Here is a 23,420-nt window from a genome sequence, read left to right as displayed (position 1 = left end):
GACCATCGACATAAAAGGATAATCTGATCATGATGCAAGATTCTGCCATTACCGACACCATGACTGAATTTCTGAGTCAACTGGGATTCGAAAACTTCTCCTGGCAAGGAACGCCTCTGAATTTATCTTTCGAACACTCAGGATCACTCCAGATTGAGCCGACAAACAACGGTCTCTTGCTTGCCCGACTCCATCAGATAAACGAATTCGACATTCCCGATCTGGTTCCGAAGGCATTGCGATTAGTACACTCAGACCAACAGCTACCTTTCACCGTTCAAACCGGACTGAAAGGAAGCAGCCATTTGGCCTTTGTAACCACGCTCTCTCCCAAACAGCTCACGATTTCCGGTCTGACGGCGGCACTGGATCTGCTGGGTTTTCTTCATGATCAGTTAGCGGACAGGTAACTTCATGGATCTGATAACCTTCACCGAAGGCGTACAAAGCATACGCATTCAGGAAAATGACAGAACAGCGAAAGAGACCTCTTCCAGGGCTTTTGTCCCCAGAGGCGAATCAGTCATTCAACATACTGAGAAGCTTTTTATAAGGGAATCTTCCAACCAGGAGCTATTGAGAACTCTCATTATCCCGAACAAGGTTACCGGTACCGATCCGATACTGTTCGATACGATGGCTGTTTCAACCCAAGCCACCCTGAAGCATCTGACGCAGCTTGCGGAAGCCGATACTGATCCCGCCTATCTTCAAGCGCTCAATCGGGCCCAGACTGTGCTGGATGCGTTGAACGAGGACCGCCGATTGTTACAGAGCAATCTGGCAGCGTTGGAAAAAATATGAATACTCAACCGGCCGATTTACAGGCTCTCCCCTCCGACATAAAGGAGCTGCATCCCCAACAGGCCGCCTGGCTGAATGATGTGGCAACGGTTTACCTGCAATGTGGACAGTTCGATAAAGCCCACCCCTTGCTTCGGCTGCTGATCAAACTATGCCCCCAGGACTCCAGATCCTTGAAACAACTGGCCTACCTTTACTACCAACAGGAAAAATATGAGCTAGCCCTGCAGTGTTGTCGTCATTTAAAGAAACACTTTCAAGGACTGACAGACTACCGACTTTATCTGCTCCAATCTTTTTGTCATTTGAAGCTGGGACAAAAAGATCAAGCCGACGAATACTACAAACGATTTACTGCATCAAGGACTACACCATGACCCTTGCCCACATGAACACGGCCTTGAATACGATTGCCAGACGTAAAGATATCATGTTTGCCCTGATGCTGGTGGCCATCATTTTTATGATGATTCTGCCCTTACCAACAGCGTTGGTTGATGTTTTGATTGGCATTAATATGGGTCTGGCTGTCGTTTTATTGATGGTCGCCGTATACCTGGGCTCCCCTCTGGAGTTTGTAGCCTTTCCTTCCGTATTGCTGGTCACCACGCTGTTCCGTCTTTCCCTTTCCATCACCACTACCCGGTTAATTCTTCTGCAGGCGGATGCGGGTTCAATTATTGAAGCTTTTGGTGGTTTTGTCGTTGGTGGCAACCTGGTGGTGGGTCTGGTCATCTTCCTGATTATTACTGTGGTCCAGTTTCTGGTAATTACCAAAGGATCGGAAAGGGTTGCGGAAGTCAGTGCCAGATTTTCTCTGGACGCAATGCCCGGCAAACAAATGAGTATCGACGGCGATATGCGTGCTGGTGTGATCGATGTGGATGAAGCCCGACAACGACGTTCGCAGGTGCAGAAAGAAAGCCAGTTATATGGTTCTATGGACGGTGCCATGAAGTTCGTCAAAGGCGATGCCATTGCCGGTCTGATCATCATTGCCGTGAATATTCTCGGCGGTATTGCCATAGGAACTCTGCAGAACGGCATGACATCAGGTGAAGCACTGGAACTCTATGCCATTCTGACCATTGGAGACGGACTGGTCGCACAAATCCCGGCCCTGTTTATCGCCATCACCGCTGGAATTATCGTCACCCGGGTGACAACTGACGAATCGGAAAACCTGGGTGCGGATATCGCGAATCAGATTGCCGGAAAGCCTCACGCCATTCTGATCGGCGGGGGATTACTGTTTACATTTGCTCTGATTCCCGGCTTTCCGACACTGACCTTTATTGTTCTGGCCATAATCGTCACAGGTACAGGATTTTTTATTATCAGAAAATCCAAAGTCGCCGAATCTGACCATCATCGCCCACTTACCGCCATGGCCGCTGCGGGACAGCCTCCCTCAAGAGCCCAGCTCAATGAAGCTGAAGAGTTTACCCTGACAGTTCCGTTAATGATCGATCTGGCAGCCGATGCGGAGACCTCATTGGATCCGGGGGAACTGAATGAAGAAATACTCAAAATCCGGCGCGCGCTTTATCTGGATCTGGGGGTTCCCTTTCCCGGCATCCACTTGCGTATCAACCAAGAACTGACCGATGGAATTTATAAAATCCATTTGCAGGAAACACCGATTGCAGAGGGCTTTATCAAGCCCAGGCAGCTATTGGTCAGAGACCAGAAAGAACAGTTGGAATTGCTTTCCATAGAACATCAAAGTGAAGTGGAATTGCTTCCGGATGTCCCCGCATACTGGGTAGAGCAGGATCACCAGCCATCGCTGGATAAAATGGACGTCGCCTACCTGACCCCACCGAGAGTTCTCAGTTACCACCTCTCAATGATACTCAAGAAGTACGCCCAGGATTTTATCGGTATTCAGGAGACCCGCTTTCTCCTGGAAAAAATGGAAGACCGGTATGGAGAACTGGTCAAAGAAGTACAGCGCCTGCTTCCCATACAGAAAATCACTGAGATTTTCCAACGCCTGGTGTCAGAAGACATCTCCATCCGCAATCTCAGAAATATTCTGGAAGCTCTGGTCGAATGGGGTCAGAAAGAAAAAGAAACTGTCCTGCTGACCGAATATGTCCGTAATAACCTGCGGCGCTATATCAGCTATAAGTACAGCAATGGTCAGAATATCATGCCCGCCTATTTGCTGGATCAGTCACTGGAGGACACCATTCGAACCGGTATTCGCCAGACCTCTTCCGGCGCCTATCTGGCACTCGATCCAGACACCACCCGGCAGATTGTGGAAGTTACCAGGCAAACCGTGGGCGACCTGAATCAATCTGCCCAGAAAGTTGTGGTCATTACCTCTATGGATATCCGCCGGTATCTTAGAAAGTTATTGGAAAGAGAGCTGCACCAGCTACCGGTGCTGTCTTATCAGGACCTGACTCCTGAGATCACGATACAGCCATTGGGGAGGATCAATCTCTAAAAGAACCGGATTGCACTGTTTCAGTTGCTGATTGTGTCTCTATCGATTTTGAATCCGTCAAATTGATCAAGGAAGTCAGCATTCACAAACACAGCTCTCTGACTCTCTTTGGAGACAACGATCCAGCGATAATCATTCACTGTATCATCAGAAATCAGAATCTCGGTATTAAGGGCTTTCGCAAGAAAGCCTGCTATTTCGATATCAGAACACTCTGGAAATCCGTAAAGATCAACCCACTGAGGGAAGTCGCCTTTCAAGGATGTTTCGACAAGATACATCCCCGAGCCTGAACTAACATCACAGAACGCCTCGAAACTCCCGTAGTAATCTATTTTGTCAGCGCTGACACCATAGAACATCGCAAAAGCGCGCTGCAGGTCAGCCGGTCCTTGTGGTTCAGATAAACAAACACCATTCATATTCAACTGGACTCCTGTTGGATGAAGCAGGCTAATTTAGATGATGGAGTCTGGTAACACCATTGCTTTTCTCTACGCTAAAATCCCATTTACATAAGGCAAAAATCCTTCACACCCCATAGACCCACTAATATGGTATGGCCTCAAATTGGGTAGAGCGACCGACAATCGTCTCGCCATGACTTTCTTTTTTATGAACAAGCTTTATTCTATGAGCTCAACCAGTATAGAGATATCACCGTTTCAAGCGAGGATGGTATTTTGAGGAAAGTTTATGTGACAGCAGTGATCTGTCATCTTTTTAGTTTGTGCAAACTGTATATATATAATTTATTAATAGTCACTTCAATTTTCAAAAACGTAAAGAAAATACATGATAAATAAACAACTATATTTTTTGGCAGAAAGTTATAACTTTCGCACGCTTCTTTCGCTGATTTTCTGCATGACCACTTGGTTTTGTATATTCTATGCAGATTCATATTCTATGTATTCATGGAATGAGCATTCTTTAGATTCTGTTACGCAACCAACTGCGAGAAAGTTTATTATAACTGATTATATGAATAGTTTAGGTAATAGCCCTATTGAAATCATGTACTTCATTCCTTTCTTTGTTGTTTCTGTAAGTAGGCAGCATCCCTTTATAGGTGTATTTTGGCTATTATTTTCTCTTTTTACAGCTGTATTTAGTGTGGCGGTTATAGGTGAAGGTGGGGATAGGACAGGTTGTAAAGTATGTGCGATCCCATACATATTACTTTTTATCCTGTCACCTGTTGTTTCCATTCACTTTTTATATATCTTTTTTAAACACACATCGAAGAAAAAACAACCTATTCGTTCTTGATTTTAGCATATAAATATGAGTTATCGCTTTCGTAACATCTTAATTATAAGACAGTCCGCAAAAGCCCAGGATATCACCGTTTCAAAAGAAGATAGCTTTTGAAGACTTTTCGGACCACCAGTGATACTAGATATATTATTTATTCTATCCGTCCTAACGCGGCGTAAAAATTAGACCGACAGATATATTCCGCCGCCAAAAGTGATCCTTAAACTGGTTTTACCAACCACACCAAGAGGATCCTCTCATGCTTTCATCTATTACGCCTGTCGCGGATATGATCAACGCCGTCCGTGAGTTACCCACGAGAACCGCCAATGCCCTGAACCAGCTTTTTAACGGAACTCGAACCCCGGCACCGCAAATTCCACCCCACAATCCCGCATACCCCAAAAGAGCTTTTGTCCAGGGCCTGCAACAACAGTATGCGGCACCAGCCCAAAACCCGGTCGCACATCAGCAGTTGGATAACACCAACACCACAGAAGCCTGGCAAAGAGATCGGGCCTGGGTGGAACAGCAACTCGGACAGAACCCCGAAGCCCGGAACGACCTTGAGGTATTGGCTGGACTGCTGGCATCACGTGTGGAAGCAATGTCTTGTGCCAACCGCAACTTAACCAACAACTACAGCTCCACCTTTTCCTATGGCCTTCCTGACGTACTGCATCACTTAAGCCCAGCTGGAGCCGTGGAAGCCTTCCAGACAGAATTCAGGAATAACGGAATGAGCGACAAGGCTATTCACATTCTCGGAGGACTTCTGGTCATCGTCAGTGAGGCTGATAAACATGAGACCAGAGCCGCAGCAACCCAAATACAGAATCGACAAACCCACGACATCATGCAGCCGGGAGTTCATGAAAGTTCACGTCACCCCTTCCACTTCTGGAACAATCTAACGCACGGAAATTTTCGAGGTGCTTTCGATGCGATCCGTCAGGGGATCGCCCAGAGAAATAATGCCGCCCACGGAGCAACGCCTGCTGGCAACCAACTGCCTACCACCATGTTCGGCTCTTCAACCACGATCATGAAAACGATGCGTCAGTGTGAAGTCATGGGCCTGACGCCACAAGAATCCCGGACCGCTGCGCTGGCAGTAGCTCAACACTGGCTGGATAAGCGTCTGGATTATTCGAACGATGGGCACTCCTTACTGGAGCTACAAAACGGTGTCGAAGCTTACTTCAATAACAATCCCGCACTTGCCAACCAGAATGCAGAACAGCATCTGGCCGGATTGGGCAGTGTGTCAGATAACCCACAAACAGGTTACCAGCCAGTTCAGTACTAACTCGACCTTCCCTCACTAGATAAAAAGGTGAACAACATGTCTATTGCTCAAAATATAAACGAATGGCTAAAACAGTTAGGTAACGACACTGGCGCCACGTTCAAACTGGATGGAAATCACCAGTGTATCCTCGCCTCAACCAACGAATACCAGACAGGGATCTTTGTCCCCGATGATAGTGGCAAGGTGTATTTCACCTCTGAAATCATGGAGTTGCCACAGGAAAACCGAGAGGCTTATTTGTTGAACAGCCTGGGAATCAATCTGTTTCAGCAAGTCACCCAAGGTGCGGCGGTAAGCTATGATCCGACTTCGAACTATCTCATTCTGAGCCACACTCAGGAGATGCTCGCGAAGGATTACGATGAGTTTGAATCTGCCCTAAACAACATCATCGGTGTTGCCAAAGACATCCGTGAGAACCTTCAGGAATTAGCGCATAAAACGCCTGTCTCCGGCACTCAATCGGAAGAAGGAAGTTCAGCCGGTTTGATCCGTGCCTGATGACAGAACGCATCATATCTCGGGTCTGGCTCAGTAAGACGGGCAAGCGAGTCAGACCCTTTATTGATCGATTTTGCTATTCCGACGCAGGAAGGCTGCTGTTAAAGATATCCCTGTGCAGTTTCCATTGCCCGGCTTCCTGTTTCCAGACCACCACATATTTGCCCTGGTCTACAGCCTGACCACCCTCGGCCTCCAATGTATATTTGCCGACTTCATAGGCTATATCACCGTCGCCTTCCACTTCCAATGTGTCCAGATTCATGGCTTTTACCCCCATATCCATAAAGGACTGAAAGGCGGCCTGAATGGCTGGCTTTCCAGTCAGGACGTCACTGTTTGGCGGCATTAGTTGTCCGCTTTCACTATAAAATTCGCTGATGCCGGCCGCATTTCCCTGGCTGAACGTGGCCATGAATTCTTTCTCAGTGGCCAATATTGCGTCATAGACCCCACTTGAACTCGACATAATCACCTCCAACACGCGTAGATAGATATTTACCTCAGTTTTCCATGAGCCGAACCTGGCGCCACTGAGTGCTTTACTTTCATGGAGGTCACTTTTAAATCACACCTATCTTCACATTTATGGTCCATAACTCACCAGATTACAAGTTTGGCCAGCCTCCGATGCTTGGATAGCCCCCCTATTCGCCCCAAAAGACGACAAACACTATGGTTTACCCTAGGTGTTTTATCTCGCACATATTTGATAGATTCCAAGCGCTTTAATCTGCACTTCACACTCGATAAGGTCACACCGCTACCGGCGGTCCATGGTGTATTCGTTACTCACCTCCTCTGATTCTCAGTTCGAGTTCAAACACAAAAAAGAAGGAAGTATAAAATGAGCCTCCTAAGGGCATTTTCACTGACGGCAGTCTCTTTCACACTTGTGGCTTGCGCGGGCAAACCTGTTGACAACTCCCCCTCCCATCCCACATCTGTGCTCAAGGCAAACTATACGCTGAACGGCCTGTACGTACCGGACTTCACAGGCAAACAAACCGTCTATACCCGTGAAGACAGACGACGTATCGACAACGACACTGACTTTGACAGCTTTCTGATGCGCTGGGCCAACACTGATTTGAGCGATATTGCCCGAGTGGATAAGAAATTGATCTGGCGACTCGACAACGACAAGGAAAACTATCGCGAGTGCCCGATGAGCGGATGTAAGGAAGTCAGCCTGCTCGATCAGCTCAGCGATCGTAATGCCACTCAGGAAGATGACAGCGAGGATTACGAAAGCTACGAAGAGATGGGCTGTCAGGTCACCCTGGCCAACAATACCTTTGATGTCACTCCTACCGGCAACGAGAGAGTTATCAGCGGCCTGAACGCCAATGAATACACTGTGGAATGGAAAACCGAGTTTGCAGATCAGGCCGGCAAGAAAGACACCAATCTGGTCAAGTTTGTGTTCTGGACCACCACACCGACGGCAGACATGAATACCGCCTGGAAAACGAACCGGGCATTCCAGGAGTCTTATCTTGAGGAAACCAAAAATGATCCGCTGAGAAATCTGTTGGGCAAAGAGGGATATATGGCCCTGGCGGCATTCTCGGGAGATGTCGAAAAGACAGACAAGAAGCAATATAAAGGCTTCCTCAAAGCCCTGAATAAAATCGAAGGTTATCCCTTATCTATCAAGCTGGAGTGGTTCCGTCAGGCCAACGCGTGCCAGACTCAGCGTGCACCCAAGCAGAAGGAAGGCGTCGATTTTTCCAATGGGCTGGAAGGCGCCGCGATGAGTATGGTTGGGAACTTCCTGGAAGGCCAGAAAGATAAGATCATTGCTGAATGGCAGAAAGATGCGCTGGTTCGCTACATCTATGAAGTCACTTATGTCAGCGAAGATCTGGTCAAAGACAGTGTCTTCAATGTGCCTCAAGGCTACGTGCTGGCTGACCGTCAGTAATAGAGCGATTCAATCACATTCGAGGGGCTGGCTCTGAGTAACGAACCACCGAGCCAGCCCCCTCTTTAACTCCCACTTCATTTATTACGCTATCAGCTGGCCCATGATCGACGTGTCCCCGTGATGATGCTTAATCTCTGCCTTTACTGATTCATTTAGTCCACTTGAAAAGGCTTCCACCAGCGTCTCAAGCTTTGCATTTCCCTCAGGTAAAGCCTGAATATTTTCGATCGTTGCTGCATCCAGATGGTAGAGCATATTGGCTTTCACAGAATTGCGACAGTGGCTGGCAACCTCAATCATGAGCTCCACCGCTTCTGACTTTTGCTCTAAAGTGGCTTTATCTATGGTTAATACACTGAGTAATCCGGACATGACTTGGCTGGCCATCTTATTTTTATTGAAGTCCGTTATTTGGCTGGCACTCTGGTGATTCAGCAGATCAACACCTTGCCGAAAGGTGTTCAACATGCCTTTGATCCTCACACCCGAATAGATAGGGTTTGAATTAGATTTGAACTCTACATACTCATTCATTTTTCCCAATAACAGGGAAGCTTCCATATTGGCAGCATGATCGTGAATAAATTCAAGCCAATCGCCCTCCGCAATTTTCCTTGGGTGATCGTCTTGACCCAGTTCTCCTGGGCGCATATTTAGTAACTTCTCCCTTAGATCACCACTCAAACCATTTCGATAGGCATTCATCGTCTTTAAGTGCGTGTCGGCTTTTCCCCTGGCCCCGGAATAGTAATAGTTTTCAATAAGCTGCGCCTGACTTTCAATCCCCGTATTCACCCGATGACAGAAGTTCCCTTTATAATCGGCTATTCCTAATATACTGGTGCCAAGACCGGCAAAGCTGTTCATATAACCCTTGGTCACCGCCTGCATCGCGGCAGAGTCTTTTGAGGGAATATTAAGAAAGGGAAGCCCCTCTGAGTGTTCAAGTATTTCATTACCTAAAACACGATCCCGCAAAAAACGAGCATTTTCAGCGGCCCTTTGTATAAAAGCCAGTTCGGCGTTGCGTCCGGCTTTGGTGAAGTGCGCCGTCAGTTGCCCATGACGGTTGGCGATCATATTGCATTGCTCCTGGTGCGCCTCCAATCGGTTTTTTGTTTGACTGAATTTTTGATCACCATTGTTGATCAGCGTAATTCCGCCGGCCAGCAACTTCCCACTACCCAGGCTGGGATATTTTTGATAGCTCTTACACAAGAGTATTTGCAGGTCACCTGACTTCACATGTTCATGTAGTTGATTGAGCATGTCATTGACTTCATGCTCAGTCGTCTCCAGAGAGATATCCAGTACCAGACTGACGGGCGTGCCATTGTCTTTCAATTCACCAATTCTTTTTTCGACAAGTGATTTGATGTCGGACTGTTGAATGGTATTTCCTGGCGTACTGCTGTTGAGACAGGCATTGATGACTGGGGATGTATCAGACTTACCTCCATGGTTGGTGAGTTCCCTGGCCTCAAAATAAATATTTCGATGCCCTAACAGGGTTTTCTCAACCGGGTCTTTGTAGGCTTCAGCACTGGCAGCTGCCTCCAAGGCGGTTTCAATACTGTCCATCCCGCTGCTGACCAGGTAGGCGTCCTGCACAAAGTTTTCGTCTACGTGGTGATCAATATAACCTTGCCGATTGCTGATAAAAGCCTCGGTAAAATCCTTCGTCTCATACGGTTGGGTCAGCGCCAAATAATTCTCTATTTCCATGAACAGATGATTAATCAACGTATTGGCTTTGGAATCATCTGTCGCCTTCTCCAGCTTGTCGACCAGGCGATCAATCCGTTCCAGGGTCTTGTCTATAAACTTTAGCGCATTCTCTGGATCGATCCCCATATCGCTGCATGACGTCTTTAAATGAGCTTCATCGACATTGGGTAATGCCGTCAATAAATCCCGGATCATTTGCTTTTGAATATACTGATTCTCTGCACTCCCTGCTCCGGTATAAGGAGGACGGGTCTGATGCATCGAATGTATAGCACCAGATAAACTAAAATTAGTCCTCTCTACTTCCTTTGAAAGGTCCTTGGAGGTCGAAAGTGCCCTTCCTGTCGTAACACCAGAGTCCGTCGACTCGAATGTAACCCTCTCTAAGCGATCTACATCAATGGGAAGCCCAGCCATAGACACCAAGTGCCTCAAAGCATCCGGCATTTTCAGGTTAAAAACCTGGGTTCCCGCTTCCTGCCATTTGTTATTCCCAACCTCCTTGTCTCCCTCACTAAATATCGCAATTGAATGAACTTCCTTTCCATTGACATGATGGGTAATGACTTGATGCGACAAATTATGTTCAGCAAGAAAATCGCCCATAATGAGCTGAATCTTTTCGTTAGAAGGTTTGCTGTTCAGTGCACAGGCATAATAAAGTTTGCCATGTTGTTCATGTACGGACCCCACTTCTCCATCACCAAAGGCCCACCCTCCAGTAATGTTCGTCTTAACTCCATCGATTCCAAGACTTTCCCTGCGTTCAGCCAGTTCTTTATTAGGAGCATCCCGGTAGTATGAGGAACTCCCCTTACTGATCGGTGAAACGCCCCACTCCTGCATGGCATTTCGAGCATAGGTGCTATTGGTCCGTCCAATACCCAGGATAAAGGGGTGGTTCTCATCTACACCCAATGTTTCGGCAGCCCGTTTCTTGACCCCCTCCAGATAACTGCCCAACTCCCTTTCGTTATATCCCATTACCTGATCTGTACCATTCAGATCTGTAGAGAAATGCCTATCAAACTTCTCCGTTTCACTCAATGCGCTGTCGACTGATATGAGGCTCAGCCTGCGCGGCATCTGATTGTGTTCACCTTCAGCTCCACCATTCAGTGCCGCGCGCGGTCGGCCTGTGTCGCCTTGTGTAACCACTGCCATGCCTTGGCCATGATTCACAGTGCCAGTATTCATCTGTCCCTCAACGGGCTTTGTCATTGCATCCTGGATACCACCCATGGTGCCACTCCTGTCTCTGATTTAGTTAAACGCGAAGGAAGTTTCGTTCTGTATCGCTGATGGAAATGTCATTGAACGCCCCCAACTCATCCACCTGTATTGGGCTATCTGAATACACTTGAGAATCACTGTTTCCTCCCCCCTCAAAGAACAGGCCTTCCATCCATAGTTGTTGCTCAATAACACGATGAACAAACGTCTCCACCAAGGTGATAAAACTGACTTTATCCATCACGGTGTGGCGAAAGAGTTGATGTAAGAGCACTTCATTATTCAGCACATCGCAATGCAGACAGGATTCGCCAGTTTCTTTTCCAAAGAGATTTTTCTCGAAAATGGCTTCGTAAAATACCTCCTTTCGATGATTGGGAATGCCTCCCAATACCGCATACAGATGCGTACTTTGTTTCAATGCATCAGGTTCAATAAATATTTCGCAACCTTCGTTAAACACCAACTGACAAACGTCGTTTTTATCCAACGAGAGTTCAGGTACACCATAGTGGTGTCCCAAAGCATTCAGTAATTCTTCTATTTCCATTTTTGCAGCCATCTCTGAATTGACCATTCTCACCGGCACAAATTAGAGCGCCAGTTAAAGATCAGCTATACATCCACCGATCTATTCAGTCTCTCTGACAACATATCGCCAGGTTCCTGACGACAACGGTCTCTTTACGCCTCCATGAACTTTCAAACGATCAATGACCACGATCGTTTCCATGTTCGCTCACGCTTACGGGCTTTTTTCAAAGTTCTTTAGAAATAACAACTCAAACAGCATCGGAAAAAAGTTTTTCTTCCTCTGCATCTGAACAGGTGTCGGGTGACGTCTTATGGAATGACAGGGTTTTCATCCAAGTTCGCGAGAGAGGGCCAGTCAACACAAATGGCCGGGTAATAGCAGGGCGATGGCCGATAAGAATCAACATTAGAAAAATAAGAAACACACTACATTCAACAAGATAATGTGAATACAAGGAGACGAAAATGAAGTCGAGAAAATATACCAACCATATTGGTATGGGGATTGTCTTTAGCGCCCTGCTTGCCGGTTGCGGCGGTGGTGACGAAGGCGGTGGAGGTAATGATAACGAAGAGGCCGGAGTGACTCTGCAGACCCCAAGCCGATCCACCAGTATTGCGCTCACCTCAGATGATACAAAACTGGTCGTGGTTAACCGCCAGAACAACAGTGTTTCGGTGATTCAGGTCAGAAATGAGTTCGGTCATGACACCGAAGAACTTCTGGCAGAAGTCCCGGTAGGTGAGGAGCCACGCTTTGTGGCCATCAGCCCGGATAATAACCGGGCATTTATCACCAATGCTGTGGATGGCACGGTGTCTGTCATTGACCTGACCTCCCCTACACCAGAACTGCTGACCAAAACCATCAAGGTAGGCACAGAACCCAGAGGGATTGCCTTTACACCCAACGGTCGCTATGCCTATGTTGCCAACCACACAGAAGGCACCGTGTCGGTCATCCGGTCAGCGAGCCTTGAAGTCGTCAATACCGTCACTGTCGGCGGTAATCCCATGGCTATCGCTATCAGTAATGATGGTGACACTGATGATAATGATGAAAGTGTCTACGTGACACGTTTCTACTCTGAAGTGATTGATCCGATTAACCGTCCCGACGGCTTTAATGATGCCAAAGAAGGCAAAGTGGATTACTTCACCGTGGCAGAATCCCTGACTCAACATCCGACTGCGCAGGTGTATAAGATTGCCCCTATCGCGGATTCCGGCTTTACAGCGGATCGACGTCATTTTTGCCAGAATACCCGAGACGCCCTTGAAGCGGCCGATGAAGTCGTCTTCTTTAACAGTGGTGTCGACGGCACTGGCGGCGGGGCAGCCAAGCTAGCGAAAGAGACATTTTGCCCTGATCCAACCAGTACCGACATCACCGCCGACGGACCCATCGCCAAAGATCTGCAGGGCGCGTATCCCAACTACCTTTACGGTGCGTTGATCAGAGACGACGTTCTGTTTATCCCCAATGTCGGAGCCTCACCTGAACCTCCAGTTAAATTTAGCGTTAATGTTCAGGCATTGATCAGCAGCATTGAACTGAATTCAGGAACTGATTCAACCATTAATCTGAATAACCAGATCAAAACCGAGACCAATCCAGACTCACCAACGGAATCACTCGACCGCCTCTTTGGGAATGATATTGTGGCGATTGATGCCAATACGGCTGGAGATGAATTTCTTGTCCTGAGCCGAGGCGGTAACTATGTTATCCGTGCGTCATTGGACGATGAAGGACAATTGGATATTGGTGCGCCAAATAACGTCGTGCGCTTCCAGACTGGCAATATCCCCAGTGGCGTCGTGATCAGCCAAAATGGTAAACGGGCCTACACCAACAACGAAGTCAGCACCTCCGTTACAGTGATTGATCTGGACAACAATCAGGTAATTGAACGCGATCTGTCCTCCAGTGAACCACCTGCGCCGGGAACTCAGAAGCATCGCAATGTCGTTGGCAAACTGGCCTTTTTCACTGCTCTGGGGGTGCCTGACGACCTGGATACGAATGGAGATGACGAGTTTGACATCGCCATCCGGGACATTGAACCTCTGACATTCCGCGGCAAAGCCTCAGACAACGCCTGGAGTGGTTGCTCGTCCTGCCACGAGGATGGCCATTCTGACAATGTCACCTGGATATTCCCCACCGGCCCAAGGCAAACGTTGCCATTAGAAGGCACCTTTGCCAATAGTGATCCCAACGACCAACGGGTTCTAAACTGGAATGCAGTGCGTGGCAGCGTTACCGATTTCAACAACAACTCTCGCGGTGTTCAGGGTGGAACAGGTTTCGCCACCAATGTCGACGGTATCAACCGGACTGCAGAAGTCTTTAACCACGGCCCGACCAAAGGTATCAGTGACGCGCTTGATGCCATGACGGAGTGGGTCGCAAACGCCGTCCGCGCCCCGATTATGCCGGACAACGAAGACACCTTTGCCATCACCAGTGGTCGAGATCTGTTTACCGATAATTGCGCCAGCTGTCACGGCGGAGAGAAATGGACCAAGAGCTCAATTGCCCTGTATGAAAACAACCCGACATTTGAGCTGAACCCACTCGGCGCCAATTTCTTTGCCAACGGAAGAGTTCCTGCCATTGATCCTGATCTGGATGTTGCCGGCCCGCAAATTGTGGCAGTGAATAACGGCGGAGAAGAAACGAGAATCCTGGATAATGTGGGCACACTGACTCTTGGGAATGCACTGGAGATCCGGGGCGCTGGCGCCATCGGTGGCGGTGAGATCACCATTGCAGGAGATCCTAACGAAGGGCTTGAGGTCACGCCTCAATCCACACAAGGCTTTGCACCACTGGGCGAAGCAGGATTCAATACTCCCTCACTCCTGGGTGTGGCGTACCACTCGCCGTATTTCCACGACGGCAGCGCGGTCACATTGGACGAAGTATTTGAAAGGCACACATTACCTGCCGCACCGGACGCAACGGGCCCAACTATCGACGAAGTCATCGTCAGTGAAGCAGAACGAGAACATCTGAAGGCCTTCCTTCTGAGTATTGATGACGATACCCCTGTCATCCCCCTTCCTTAACTCAACATCGGGGTCTGACTCTGCGAGTCTGGCCCCGTTTTCCAATCCAAATGGCATAGGTACTCAGAGAGTGTCAGACTCGCAGAGTCAGACACCCGAAGATTGAGAATAACTTGAGCACTCAGCCTCAATGCGCCAGTCCCGAGTCCTTTAGCCTCGACCTAAGAAGAAAGAAAGCTTCCTGCCTGTTTTGATAGTATTGGGTCTGACTCTGCGAGTCTGACCCGTTTTCCCCAACTGTATTTCGGCTTGTCAGCTAAACTTATTAGCTAAAGTAATTATAGATTTTCGCAATAAAGATTATCGGCACGGCGCTAGTAAATAGTGATAAAGCTAAGAACCAAACCGTAATAAAAATACACGCTGGATAGCTCATAAACCTATTCCAAGCATAAACTGCAGGACTCATGTTTTCCCTATCTGGTAATCGCCGAAACATGAAATGCATTACCAATAAACCACCACACCATATTGTTCCTAGATGTGGAACCGCAACGATAAAAAACTTGCAGACTCTGCTGGCGTACCTTTCAGCAAGAGAGCGAAGATCCACGCGAATATATCCATAACCAAGAAAACGCAAAGTGCGATAGCAAGCTTCTTTCTGTATGGCCTTAATTTTAAGCTGTATTTATAAGCTAAAGATGGAGTCATCTATGCATAAGTTCCATTAAATCTGTTTGCTTTAGTATTACTTATTCAAAAATCAACCTGCAAACCATTTAAACCAGGCCTAACAATGCTGTAGAGGGCTGAAACTCCAAAAACTAGATCTCCCGGCCGATTATTTTCCTTCTTGCCCTCCTTTACCCTGCCTCTCAACGACTGACATAAATTTCCAGTAAACCCAGGACGATCTTCACATGGAACAGGCGGTAGAACCTCTTACTTCCCTAAACTCTTCCAGGACTCAATTGCTGAGATCTCTGGTTGAGCAGGCAGATTTTACCCGGGTACGTGGCCGGGTAACTCAGGCGGTAGGAACGATCATTAAAGCGTCTGTCAATGGCGTCCGTATCGGTGAGATTTGTGAGCTGGTTGATCCTGAGACACAAAAATCCATCGACGCTGAGGTGATCGGTTTTTCCAGGCAGGAGGCATTGCTGACTCCCCTTAGAGAAATGGAAGGCTTATCCGCCAATACTGAAGTCGTGCCTACAGGGCGTTGCCACGAAATCAAAATCAGTGAGCAGATTCTTGGCCGGGTATTGGACGGCTTGGGGGTACCAATAGACGGTGGCGAACCTCTGGATAAGGTAGACCGCTACCCGATTTCAGGCACTCCACCCAACCCTCTGACCAGAAGACTGGTTGAGAAACCGATGACGACAGGAGTCAGGGCGATTGATGGCATGTTGACCTGCGGAGAAGGTCAACGAATGGGTGTATTTGCAGCCGCAGGCGTAGGTAAGAGTACCCTGCTCTCAATGATTACCCGTTCAACAGATGCAGAGATCATCGTCATCGGTTTGATCGGAGAACGTGGCCGGGAAGTCAGATCCTTTATTGAACGGGATCTCGGCGAAGAAGGCATGAAACGCGCGGTTGTCGTGGTAGCCACCTCTGACCGCCCTGCCATGGAGCGGGTAAAAGCGGGATATGCGGCAACCGCTATCGCCGAATATTTTCGGGATAAAGGGAAACGGGTTCTTCTGTTGATGGATTCTGTGACCCGTTTTGCCCGAGCCCTGCGGGAGATCGGCCTGGCAGCGGGGGAACCACCGGCCCGACGCGGTTTTCCGCCAACGGTCTTTGCCACACTGCCCAAACTTCTGGAGCGGGCCGGACCTGGCGCACAGGGTGCTATCAGTGCCCTCTATACGGTTCTGGTGGAGGGAGACGATATGGCCGAACCGGTGGCGGATGAAGTCCGCTCCATTCTGGACGGACATATTATTTTATCCCGCACACTCGCAGAATCCAGCCATTTTCCGGCGGTTGATATTCTCGCCAGCAGCAGTCGTCTGATGAACGAAATTGCCTCCACGGAACAACTGGAGCACACACGAAGAATCAGACAACTGTTGGCCAAATACAAGGAAATAGAGCTCCTGGTCAGGATCGGCGAATACCAACAGGGCAGTGACCAGCTGGCCGATGACGCACTCAATGCGATCGATTCCATTCTTCAATTTCTGAGACAGCATGACGGCGAACCCAGTTCATTGGAAGACACGCTGACTCAACTGAAGCTTCTCGCACAACGATAGTCTGTGGTGACACCATGATTGCAGACATTACCAGAATCAAACAGCACCGAACGGATCGCCAGGCCAGGCAGGTGAAAACACTCGAGAACGAGCTCAATCATATTCGAGAACGAAAACGTCAGTCTGCCGAAACCCTGAATGCGTTCATCCAATGGCAACGGGACGAGCATGACCGGTTGTTTCACAAATTGTCGGAAGCGCCCGCCAGTCTCCTTCAGGTGGATAGCTATAACCGTGAGGTGTCCAGACTGGCAGTCAGACGAAATGAGTTGGTTTTTGAATTCAAGCAGATTGAGGAAGAAGAGTTTGAAGCACGGAAGCGCTTACAAGATGCCTACGATCAATGGCAGATCGCAGAAAAAAATCAGAAGAGATTTGAATCAGTGGCAAAAGAAGTTCACCAGAAACTGGCGCGGGATCTGATACGACTTGAAGACCTACAAGCTGAAGAATTATCCGCAGAAAGTTTCCAGAATCATCACAGACACAATGACTCGCCTTTAAGCGCCATCAGATTTAATACCTTAATCGGAGAACACCAATGAACTCCAGATCTCTGCCTCAAACGTCCTCCTATTCCCACTCCCTAACAGAGGATTCAAGAACAAGTCGCGCCAGCCGCCAGACCCACGAGAGCATCAAAAAAGAGCCAGAGAATCAACGATCAAAAGCATCTCCTAACGAGTCAGAGCTACAACGCTTTCAGCAACTCCTTGGACAAACAGGCCAAAAAGAAAACACAACCCAGGAACCTGCCGTACTTCAACACGCTCACGGATACCTGCCATCTCTCGAGCATCGTGTGGGACATAATCCTGTCACAGCGTCCCGCGCATCGACCGAGGAGTTGGCGGAACTGGTTTCCAGGCTCGTTGACAAAATGTGGGTAAAGAGTTCAGAAGGCCAACAGATGCAGGAAATCAGGATGGACCTGAAGAACTTTCAGTTGCCTGAAACTGAACTGAGAATCACCAGGGCCGATGGCATTCTCAACATACAGTTTGCGACAGCAGCGGCCGCCAGTTATCAGCAGTTGGCCAGCAACAGATCCCACCTCCTTCAATTACTGCAACGACGTTATGCCGCAAATGGGGTCAACATCAAGGTTAGCGTACAAGGCCTAAATCCTGATGGCGACATTGATGGGAATACAGACTTAACGACTTTTGATGTTAATGCAGAGGAACCCGAATCGATACGTAAGGAGATAGACCTGCGGGAAAGATTACCCAATGTTTCCTCGGAGGTGTCATGATGGATATGCCTTTCATACTGTCACCCGCGATTCCTCAGCCCTTAACGCTCCCCGAGGTGTCAAACACGGAACGACAGCTACAGCAGTGGTTCCCACCTGATGCCGAGCTTACTTTGACTCTTAAGGCAGGGGCTTTCCTGGTCAGGTTCCTTCCAGAAAAAACTAGTCGTCGACTGACGTATCAACTACAGATTTCCGTCAATCAGTGCCTTTTGATCGTGACGATTGATCAATCGTTATTGGAGTTGTTGCTAGCACGGATAACACCAGATACAGCACTGGAATCCCTGCCCTTCGAGCAACTTCCGTCACAGCTTCAACTGGCTTTGCTGCAATCCGCACTGGCACCACTGATTGATCAAATTGCCACGCACAGTGATCTGCAGATTCATGTGGAAAGCATGACCTGCTTCCATCAAAACGAGCTGCCTGAGGCCAGGCTCATTTGCCAATGCAACGACGGTAACCGGACTGGCAGGGCAACTCTTTTTTTCACTGAAGACACTATAAACACGCTCAGTGACCAGCTATCCCTTTTGTCATTGTCTGCTGCCAAGCCTCCTCGACTCTCACAGGAAGCAGTAGAACAGCTACCGTTGAATATCAGCATTACTCTTAAAGGCCCCAGTCTCTCCCAAGCGCAAATCAATCAGTTGGAGCCGCAAGATATTCTGTTATTGAAACAGACGTCAGCTACCCCACGGCCTGAGGCCGATCAAGATATATCCAGGCAGGCACTCTACTTACCCGTAGAAGCCAAAATTCAGAACAGACATCTGTTTTACGGGGTCATACACAACACCGGAATAGACATAACACACATCAACATGGACCAACCAATGGAACACTCGACAGAACACCACGACAATGCGGAACTGACACAATTAAATGACCTTCCTCTGGATGTCACATTCGAGATCGCACGCCAAACCACCACATTGGAACACATCAAGTCTCTGACTGCTGGGCAGACCTTTTTGCTCCACAAGCCTTTGCCGTCGACTGTAACGCTAATCGTAAACGGCAAGGCTATTGCGGAAGCGGAACTGGTCAATGTTGGCGAAGAACTCGGTGCGAGAATCAGTCGCTTGCTGATCCCAGCAACCTCTTCAGGTGGAGAAAAAGACGATGAGCCTGCCTGATCCTTTTTACCTTATTCTCGGCTTGGCGGGTATTGCACTGGTGCCCTTCTTTGCCGTCATGGCCACATCGTTCGTAAAAATCGCCGTTGTGATCGGGTTACTGCGTAATGCCCTGGGTATTCAGCAGATTCCGCCGAATATGGCCATCTATGGATTATCCATCATTCTGACGGCCTACATCATGGCACCGGTGGGCATCGCCACCTATGAGGAGTTCAGCAAAAAGCCCATATCGCTGGAAAACACCGAAGCGCTGAAAAGTCTGTTGGATACAGCCTCAACTCCCTACAAAGACTTCTTACTCCGCCACGGCAACGAAGAGGAACAGGCATTCTTCCTGGAAACAGCCTCTGAAATCTGGCCGGAAGAGGTCGCCAAAAGCCTGGAGGAAGACAGTTTCTTCGTCCTGATCCCCGCTTTCACCGCCAGCGAACTGACCAACGCGTTTGAAATTGGATTCCTGATCTATCTGCCGTTCCTCGCAATCGATCTGATTATTTCCAACATCCTGCTGGCAATGGGCATGATGATGGTATCGCCGATGACGATTTCTCTGCCGTTCAAATTACTGTTGTTCGTGCTGATGGATGGCTGGACACGCCTGATTCACGGACTCGTTCTGGCTTATCAGTGAGGCTTTCATCCAAAGCTCCTGATATGAACATCAAAAAATAGCGAAGAGATTCCCATGACCGAAGCAGATGTCATTGAATACACCACGCAAGCCCTGCTACTCGTGCTATTGCTTTCCATGCCACCGATACTGGTCGCCACAATCACCGGCGTGATTGTCAGTTTGTTACAGGCTGTCACCCAGATTCAGGAACAGACGCTTGGCTTCGCCGTGAAACTGGTGGCCATTGTCGTCACGCTCTATCTCACTGCCCGCTGGCTCGGCATTGAGATGTACCACTTTTCCGTGTTGGTATTTGATGTTATTCCGGATGTGGCCGGATAATGGACATTGATCAGATCACCCAGACGTTTTTTGTCTTCTTCCTGTCCTCTGCGCGAACCCTGGCAATGTTTATGATGCTGCCTTTTTTGTCCAAGCAGTCCATGGGGAGCGGCATGATTCGAAATGGCGTGGTCGCCAGTTTCTCCCTGATCACTTTTCCTTTGGTCGAATACAACCTTTCCCTGCAGACATTTGATCATTTGCAAACACTGCTTATCCTCTTGAAGGAACTTGCGCTTGGGCTGGCACTAGGCTTTGTGATGGTCATGCCGTTCTGGGCCATTGAGTCAGTTGGGTTCTTTATCGATAACCAGCGGGGGGCCACCATGGCCAGCGCATTGAATCCGTTATCGGGTTCACAGACCTCTCCTCTTGGAATCCTGCTGAATCAAGCGGTCGTGACCGTATTTTTCGTCAGCGGTAGCTTCCTTCTGATGCTTTATGCCTTGTATAAAAGTTACACGCTCTGGCCGGTGTTTGAGTTTTTCCCTTCATTTTCAGTTGCAGGCCCGGAGTTTTTCCTGTCTCAACTGGACACCCTGATGCGCCTGACCGTCTTACTCGGGGGCCCCGTGGTGATCGTCATGTTCCTGACTGAATTCGGCCTGGCACTTATCAGCCGGTTCGCCCCTCAACTGAACGTTTTCATTCTGGCAATGCCGCTCAAAAGTGCCGTTGGGATTGCACTACTGGGTGTATATGCCAGCTTTATTATTCGCTATTTCAGCGAGCTTCTGGCAGACGTGAATTCATTATTAGGTCCCGTGTTCAACGTGCTTTCCTGACAACCTTGAGGACAACACGGGGAATACCAAACCAAGTACAGAAAGTAGAGAGCAGAGAGCACGAATCAAGAAAGTGAAGAACAGGATATGAGTGAAAAAACTGAAAAGCCTACCCCCAAAAAGATTCGGGATGCCCGAAAAAAAGGCCAGGTGGCACACAGCAAGGAGTTGGTTTCCACCGCCATGCTGGTAACCATCTATGGATTAATGTTCGCTTTGGGTTATCAACTGGTCCAGGATATACAGAGCCTGATTGCGCTCCCCTCCCTGTTCTATGAATTGCCCTTTGAGGAAGCATTAAAAGAAACCCTCAACGGCATCGCAGAAAAAGGGGTGGCGATATTGATGCCTTTTATCCTGATCGCCATCGTGACAGCCATCTTCGCCAATGTCGCACACGTCGGTCCCCTGTTCGCACTGGAGTCAGTCAAATTCGATCTTAAAAAAATCAGTCCGGTGGAAGGGATCAAAAAGATATTCTCTATGAAGAGCCTGGTGGAACTACTCAAGTCCATTTTTAAGATTCTGTTCCTTTCCATTCTGATCTATTGGGTCATCCAGTCAAACCTGGACGATATCATTCAGTTGCCACATTGTGGTTCAGCCTGTGTCCTGCCATTTATCGGTCATCTGATGTTTCAGTTGGCGACCGTTTCGGTCATAGCCTTTGTGATTGTGGCATTGCTCGATTTTCTTTATCAGAAACATGATCACGAGAAAAAACTGCGAATGACCAAAGATGAAGTCAAACGAGAATATAAAGACACCGAAGGCAATCCCGAAATCATGGGGCAGCGAAAACAGATTCACCGGGAAATGCTGGAAGGGGGAATGATTGATCAGATTAAAAAGTCATCGGTCGTCATCACCAACCCCACCCATTTTGCGATCGCAATACAATACGATGGTGACAAACGGAGTCTTCCAGTTGTCACCGTCAAAGCGAAAAATCACAGAGCACAACGGGTGAAAAAAATTGCAGCCAAAGAAGGCATCCCGATGATGGAAAATGTCCCTTTGGCCAGAGCGCTCTATGCCCAGGCTGAGCTTGAAAACTACATCCCTTCAGACCTGATCGAGCCAGTAGCCGAAGTCTTGAAATGGGTGTCCAACTTAAATCGGGCATCCAGCTTAAATCGCTGACACAAAAAAAGGCTATCCGAATCGGATAGCCTCTCGGTATAAGAGGGTGAATCACGCGAGTAGTCAGGTACCGAGATTAACGACGAGATAGGGAGTGTGTTCGAGCCTGCTGACAGGTTCCGCTAAAAATCAGGGTTTGGCGGCGTACCAAACGCTTCCCACACCATCACCGCTGGTATCACCTTGCTGACGATCTCCCACCCAGGTGTAAAGCGGTTGGTTCTTGTAAGCCCATTGATAAGTGCCATCTTTACGCTGAATCACCGAAAACTCTCCCCAAACCTTCGCATCGGCTTTCGCAAAGAATGGAGGCCAGCTACCAGTACAGCCGTCATAACAGTTGGAGGCATCCGCGGTATCTTTGGTGAAGGTGTACAGCGTCATGCCCTGGGCATTCGCAAAGACCGTACCGATCGACGTGTTAACCTTTGTCACAACCCGGCCGGTGGTAGCGTTATTTTCATTGCTACCGGATTGGTAGTCTCCGCTGGATTGGTAGTCTCCGTTAGATTGATAGCCTGAACTGTAGGTGCTCTTCTGATGCTTGTCTTTCGCGAAATAATCAACGGTATCAGCTTTACCTTCGGCGAAAGCATTAGTCGCACCAAGTGTCGCGATCGTCAGGGTTGCAATGGTAGTCAAAGTCGTCAGTTTCATGTTCGTCTCCTTTTAGATATCAGGGATTGTGTATCGCTATTGTTCTTTATGACGACATGAAAGGGCTGTTTGGATGCAGCAAGATAAGATTTTTTTAAAAAAAACTTTCAGAGGCCCTATTAGGCGGCCTGATTCAGAGTCTTGCGTCGATTCAATGTAAGCGTCCGGCTATCACAGGTTGACCGGACCGCTCCAGTTGTGAGGCAGTAATTCAGCAATGGCACTGTTCTTCTGCGTCGGCAGACGCGCCAGTACATCTTTCAGATAAGCATAGGGATCATGTCCGTTCAGTTTGGCCGATTGGATCAGACTCATTACTGCCGCTGCCCGCTGACCACTGCGCAGCGATCCGGCAAACAACCAGTTGGAACGACCCAGCGCCCAAGGCCGGATCTGGTTTTCCACCCAATCATTGTCGATGGGCACGGCGCCATC

General features: G+C 48.5%; 23 protein-coding genes. 17 read left to right on the top strand and 6 right to left on the bottom strand.

The genetic code is table 11. The features are described 5' to 3' along the window. Positions 1–29: 29 nt before the first annotated feature. The 4 genes from F566_RS0119140 to sctV are packed head-to-tail and all read left to right on the top strand — an operon-like array spanning position 30 to position 3,262. Positions 30–410, top strand: a complete 381-nt coding sequence (locus F566_RS0119140; protein WP_020408637.1) for a type III secretion system chaperone family protein — start codon at positions 30–32, stop codon at positions 408–410. A gap of 4 nt (positions 411–414) precedes the next feature. After that, a complete protein-coding gene (sctX, locus tag F566_RS0119135) occupies positions 415–804 on the top strand; it encodes a type III secretion apparatus assembly protein SctX (protein WP_020408636.1) in 390 nt (129 codons plus the stop codon). Next, positions 801–1,181, top strand: coding sequence for a tetratricopeptide repeat protein (locus F566_RS0119130; RefSeq protein ID WP_020408635.1), 381 nt, complete (start codon positions 801–803; stop codon positions 1,179–1,181). Before sctX ends, F566_RS0119130 begins: the two co-directional genes overlap by 4 nt. Continuing rightward, on the top strand, positions 1,178–3,262 hold the full coding sequence (sctV, locus tag F566_RS0119125) for a type III secretion system export apparatus subunit SctV (protein ID WP_020408634.1): 2,085 nt from the start codon (positions 1,178–1,180) through the stop codon (positions 3,260–3,262). Before F566_RS0119130 ends, sctV begins: the two co-directional genes overlap by 4 nt. A gap of 20 nt (positions 3,263–3,282) precedes the next feature. On the opposite strand, the gene F566_RS0119120 is transcribed toward sctV, so the two are convergent. After that, positions 3,283–3,684, bottom strand: a complete 402-nt coding sequence (locus F566_RS0119120) for a hypothetical protein (RefSeq protein ID WP_020408633.1) — start codon at positions 3,682–3,684, stop codon at positions 3,283–3,285. Positions 3,685–4,057: 373 nt separating this feature from the next. Here F566_RS0119120 and F566_RS0119115 point away from each other — a divergent pair, with 373 nt between their 5' ends. The 3 genes from F566_RS0119115 (at position 4,058) to F566_RS0119105 (ending at position 6,335) form a co-directional block, all read left to right on the top strand. Next, positions 4,058–4,534: a hypothetical protein gene (locus F566_RS0119115; RefSeq protein WP_026180140.1), complete on the top strand. Its 477-nt coding sequence runs from the start codon at positions 4,058–4,060 to the stop codon at positions 4,532–4,534. A 247-nt stretch (positions 4,535–4,781) separates the two neighbouring features. Further along, positions 4,782–5,831 carry a hypothetical protein gene (locus F566_RS0119110; protein WP_020408632.1) on the top strand — a complete coding sequence of 350 codons (1,050 nt, stop codon included), beginning with the start codon at positions 4,782–4,784 and terminating at the stop codon, positions 5,829–5,831. 36 nt (positions 5,832–5,867) lie between these two features. Beyond that, positions 5,868–6,335, top strand: coding sequence for a CesT family type III secretion system chaperone (locus F566_RS0119105; RefSeq protein WP_020408631.1), 468 nt, complete (start codon positions 5,868–5,870; stop codon positions 6,333–6,335). A 76-nt stretch (positions 6,336–6,411) separates the two neighbouring features. On the opposite strand, the gene F566_RS0119100 is transcribed toward F566_RS0119105, so the two are convergent. Then, positions 6,412–6,804, bottom strand: a complete 393-nt coding sequence (locus F566_RS0119100) for a YybH family protein (protein WP_020408630.1) — start codon at positions 6,802–6,804, stop codon at positions 6,412–6,414. Between the two features lie 378 nt (positions 6,805–7,182). Here F566_RS0119100 and F566_RS0119095 point away from each other — a divergent pair, with 378 nt between their 5' ends. Further along, entirely contained in the window at positions 7,183–8,262 is a 1,080-nt protein-coding gene (locus F566_RS0119095; RefSeq protein WP_020408629.1) for a hypothetical protein, read from the top strand. A gap of 84 nt (positions 8,263–8,346) precedes the next feature. Here F566_RS0119095 and F566_RS0119090 read toward each other — a convergent pair whose 3' ends face one another. Both F566_RS0119090 and F566_RS0119085 read right to left on the bottom strand, forming a co-directional pair. Beyond that, entirely contained in the window at positions 8,347–11,235 is a 2,889-nt protein-coding gene (locus F566_RS0119090) for a hypothetical protein (protein WP_020408628.1), read from the bottom strand. A gap of 25 nt (positions 11,236–11,260) precedes the next feature. After that, positions 11,261–11,788, bottom strand: a complete 528-nt coding sequence (locus tag F566_RS0119085) for a type III secretion system chaperone (RefSeq protein ID WP_157496909.1) — start codon at positions 11,786–11,788, stop codon at positions 11,261–11,263. A 437-nt stretch (positions 11,789–12,225) separates the two neighbouring features. Between F566_RS0119085 and F566_RS35640 the strand changes: the two genes are divergently transcribed. The 9 genes from F566_RS35640 to sctU all read left to right on the top strand — a co-directional run bounded on the left by F566_RS35640 (position 12,226) and on the right by sctU (position 22,328). Beyond that, on the top strand, positions 12,226–14,835 hold the full coding sequence (locus F566_RS35640) for a cytochrome D1 domain-containing protein (RefSeq protein ID WP_020408626.1): 2,610 nt from the start codon (positions 12,226–12,228) through the stop codon (positions 14,833–14,835). Positions 14,836–15,698: 863 nt separating this feature from the next. Continuing rightward, on the top strand, positions 15,699–17,045 hold the full coding sequence (sctN, locus tag F566_RS0119075) for a type III secretion system ATPase SctN (RefSeq protein ID WP_020408625.1): 1,347 nt from the start codon (positions 15,699–15,701) through the stop codon (positions 17,043–17,045). A 14-nt stretch (positions 17,046–17,059) separates the two neighbouring features. Next, positions 17,060–17,590 carry a type III secretion system stalk subunit SctO gene (sctO, locus tag F566_RS0119070; protein ID WP_020408624.1) on the top strand — a complete coding sequence of 177 codons (531 nt, stop codon included), beginning with the start codon at positions 17,060–17,062 and terminating at the stop codon, positions 17,588–17,590. Continuing rightward, complete coding sequence (locus tag F566_RS0119065; protein ID WP_020408623.1) at positions 17,587–18,300, top strand: type III secretion HpaP family protein; 714 nt, start codon at positions 17,587–17,589, stop codon at positions 18,298–18,300. Before sctO ends, F566_RS0119065 begins: the two co-directional genes overlap by 4 nt. After that, positions 18,297–19,442, top strand: a complete 1,146-nt coding sequence (gene sctQ, locus F566_RS0119060; protein WP_020408622.1) for a type III secretion system cytoplasmic ring protein SctQ — start codon at positions 18,297–18,299, stop codon at positions 19,440–19,442. The genes F566_RS0119065 and sctQ overlap by 4 nt, the downstream gene beginning before the upstream one ends. Continuing rightward, complete coding sequence (gene sctR, locus F566_RS0119055; RefSeq protein WP_020408621.1) at positions 19,429–20,076, top strand: type III secretion system export apparatus subunit SctR; 648 nt, start codon at positions 19,429–19,431, stop codon at positions 20,074–20,076. Before sctQ ends, sctR begins: the two co-directional genes overlap by 14 nt. Positions 20,077–20,130: 54 nt before the next feature. Beyond that, a complete protein-coding gene (gene sctS / locus F566_RS0119050) occupies positions 20,131–20,400 on the top strand; it encodes a type III secretion system export apparatus subunit SctS (protein WP_020408620.1) in 270 nt (89 codons plus the stop codon). Beyond that, entirely contained in the window at positions 20,400–21,185 is a 786-nt protein-coding gene (gene sctT / locus F566_RS0119045; protein WP_020408619.1) for a type III secretion system export apparatus subunit SctT, read from the top strand. The genes sctS and sctT overlap by 1 nt, the downstream gene beginning before the upstream one ends. An 87-nt stretch (positions 21,186–21,272) precedes the next feature. Continuing rightward, positions 21,273–22,328, top strand: a complete 1,056-nt coding sequence (gene sctU, locus F566_RS0119040; RefSeq protein WP_020408618.1) for a type III secretion system export apparatus subunit SctU — start codon at positions 21,273–21,275, stop codon at positions 22,326–22,328. 129 nt (positions 22,329–22,457) lie between these two features. Here the strand turns inward: sctU and F566_RS0119035 are convergent, their stop codons facing one another. Continuing rightward, complete coding sequence (locus tag F566_RS0119035; protein WP_020408617.1) at positions 22,458–22,985, bottom strand: COG4315 family predicted lipoprotein; 528 nt, start codon at positions 22,983–22,985, stop codon at positions 22,458–22,460. Positions 22,986–23,156: 171 nt separating this feature from the next. Next, positions 23,157–23,420: transposase domain-containing protein (locus tag F566_RS0119030; RefSeq protein WP_020408616.1), on the bottom strand; the 264-nt coding region annotated here is incomplete at its 5' end.

Origin of the sequence: Hahella ganghwensis DSM 17046 (genome assembly GCF_000376785.1) — a bacterium.
GTDB classification, from domain to species: domain Bacteria; phylum Pseudomonadota; class Gammaproteobacteria; order Pseudomonadales; family Oleiphilaceae; genus Hahella; species Hahella ganghwensis.
This window is presented reverse-complemented; position numbering and strand designations above follow the sequence as displayed.

Bases quoted from the DNA above. Each gene is read 5' to 3' on its own strand.
- F566_RS0119140 (WP_020408637.1), top strand. From the start codon at position 30: ATGATGCAAGATTCTGCCATTACCGACACCATGACTGAATTTCTGAGT.
- sctX (WP_020408636.1), top strand. From the start codon at position 415: ATGGATCTGATAACCTTCACCGAAGGCGTACAAAGCATACGCATTCAG.
- F566_RS0119130 (WP_020408635.1), top strand. From the start codon at position 801: ATGAATACTCAACCGGCCGATTTACAGGCTCTCCCCTCCGACATAAAG.
- sctV (WP_020408634.1), top strand. From the start codon at position 1,178: ATGACCCTTGCCCACATGAACACGGCCTTGAATACGATTGCCAGACGT.
- F566_RS0119120 (WP_020408633.1), bottom strand. From the start codon at position 3,684: ATGAATGGTGTTTGTTTATCTGAACCACAAGGACCGGCTGACCTGCAG.
- F566_RS0119115 (WP_026180140.1), top strand. From the start codon at position 4,058: ATGATAAATAAACAACTATATTTTTTGGCAGAAAGTTATAACTTTCGC.
- F566_RS0119110 (WP_020408632.1), top strand. From the start codon at position 4,782: ATGCTTTCATCTATTACGCCTGTCGCGGATATGATCAACGCCGTCCGT.
- F566_RS0119105 (WP_020408631.1), top strand. From the start codon at position 5,868: ATGTCTATTGCTCAAAATATAAACGAATGGCTAAAACAGTTAGGTAAC.
- F566_RS0119100 (WP_020408630.1), bottom strand. From the start codon at position 6,804: ATGTCGAGTTCAAGTGGGGTCTATGACGCAATATTGGCCACTGAGAAA.
- F566_RS0119095 (WP_020408629.1), top strand. From the start codon at position 7,183: ATGAGCCTCCTAAGGGCATTTTCACTGACGGCAGTCTCTTTCACACTT.
- F566_RS0119090 (WP_020408628.1), bottom strand. From the start codon at position 11,235: ATGGGTGGTATCCAGGATGCAATGACAAAGCCCGTTGAGGGACAGATG.
- F566_RS0119085 (WP_157496909.1), bottom strand. From the start codon at position 11,788: ATGGCTGCAAAAATGGAAATAGAAGAATTACTGAATGCTTTGGGACAC.
- F566_RS35640 (WP_020408626.1), top strand. From the start codon at position 12,226: ATGAAGTCGAGAAAATATACCAACCATATTGGTATGGGGATTGTCTTT.
- sctN (WP_020408625.1), top strand. From the start codon at position 15,699: ATGGAACAGGCGGTAGAACCTCTTACTTCCCTAAACTCTTCCAGGACT.
- sctO (WP_020408624.1), top strand. From the start codon at position 17,060: ATGATTGCAGACATTACCAGAATCAAACAGCACCGAACGGATCGCCAG.
- F566_RS0119065 (WP_020408623.1), top strand. From the start codon at position 17,587: ATGAACTCCAGATCTCTGCCTCAAACGTCCTCCTATTCCCACTCCCTA.
- sctQ (WP_020408622.1), top strand. From the start codon at position 18,297: ATGATGGATATGCCTTTCATACTGTCACCCGCGATTCCTCAGCCCTTA.
- sctR (WP_020408621.1), top strand. From the start codon at position 19,429: ATGAGCCTGCCTGATCCTTTTTACCTTATTCTCGGCTTGGCGGGTATT.
- sctS (WP_020408620.1), top strand. From the start codon at position 20,131: ATGACCGAAGCAGATGTCATTGAATACACCACGCAAGCCCTGCTACTC.
- sctT (WP_020408619.1), top strand. From the start codon at position 20,400: ATGGACATTGATCAGATCACCCAGACGTTTTTTGTCTTCTTCCTGTCC.
- sctU (WP_020408618.1), top strand. From the start codon at position 21,273: ATGAGTGAAAAAACTGAAAAGCCTACCCCCAAAAAGATTCGGGATGCC.
- F566_RS0119035 (WP_020408617.1), bottom strand. From the start codon at position 22,985: ATGAAACTGACGACTTTGACTACCATTGCAACCCTGACGATCGCGACA.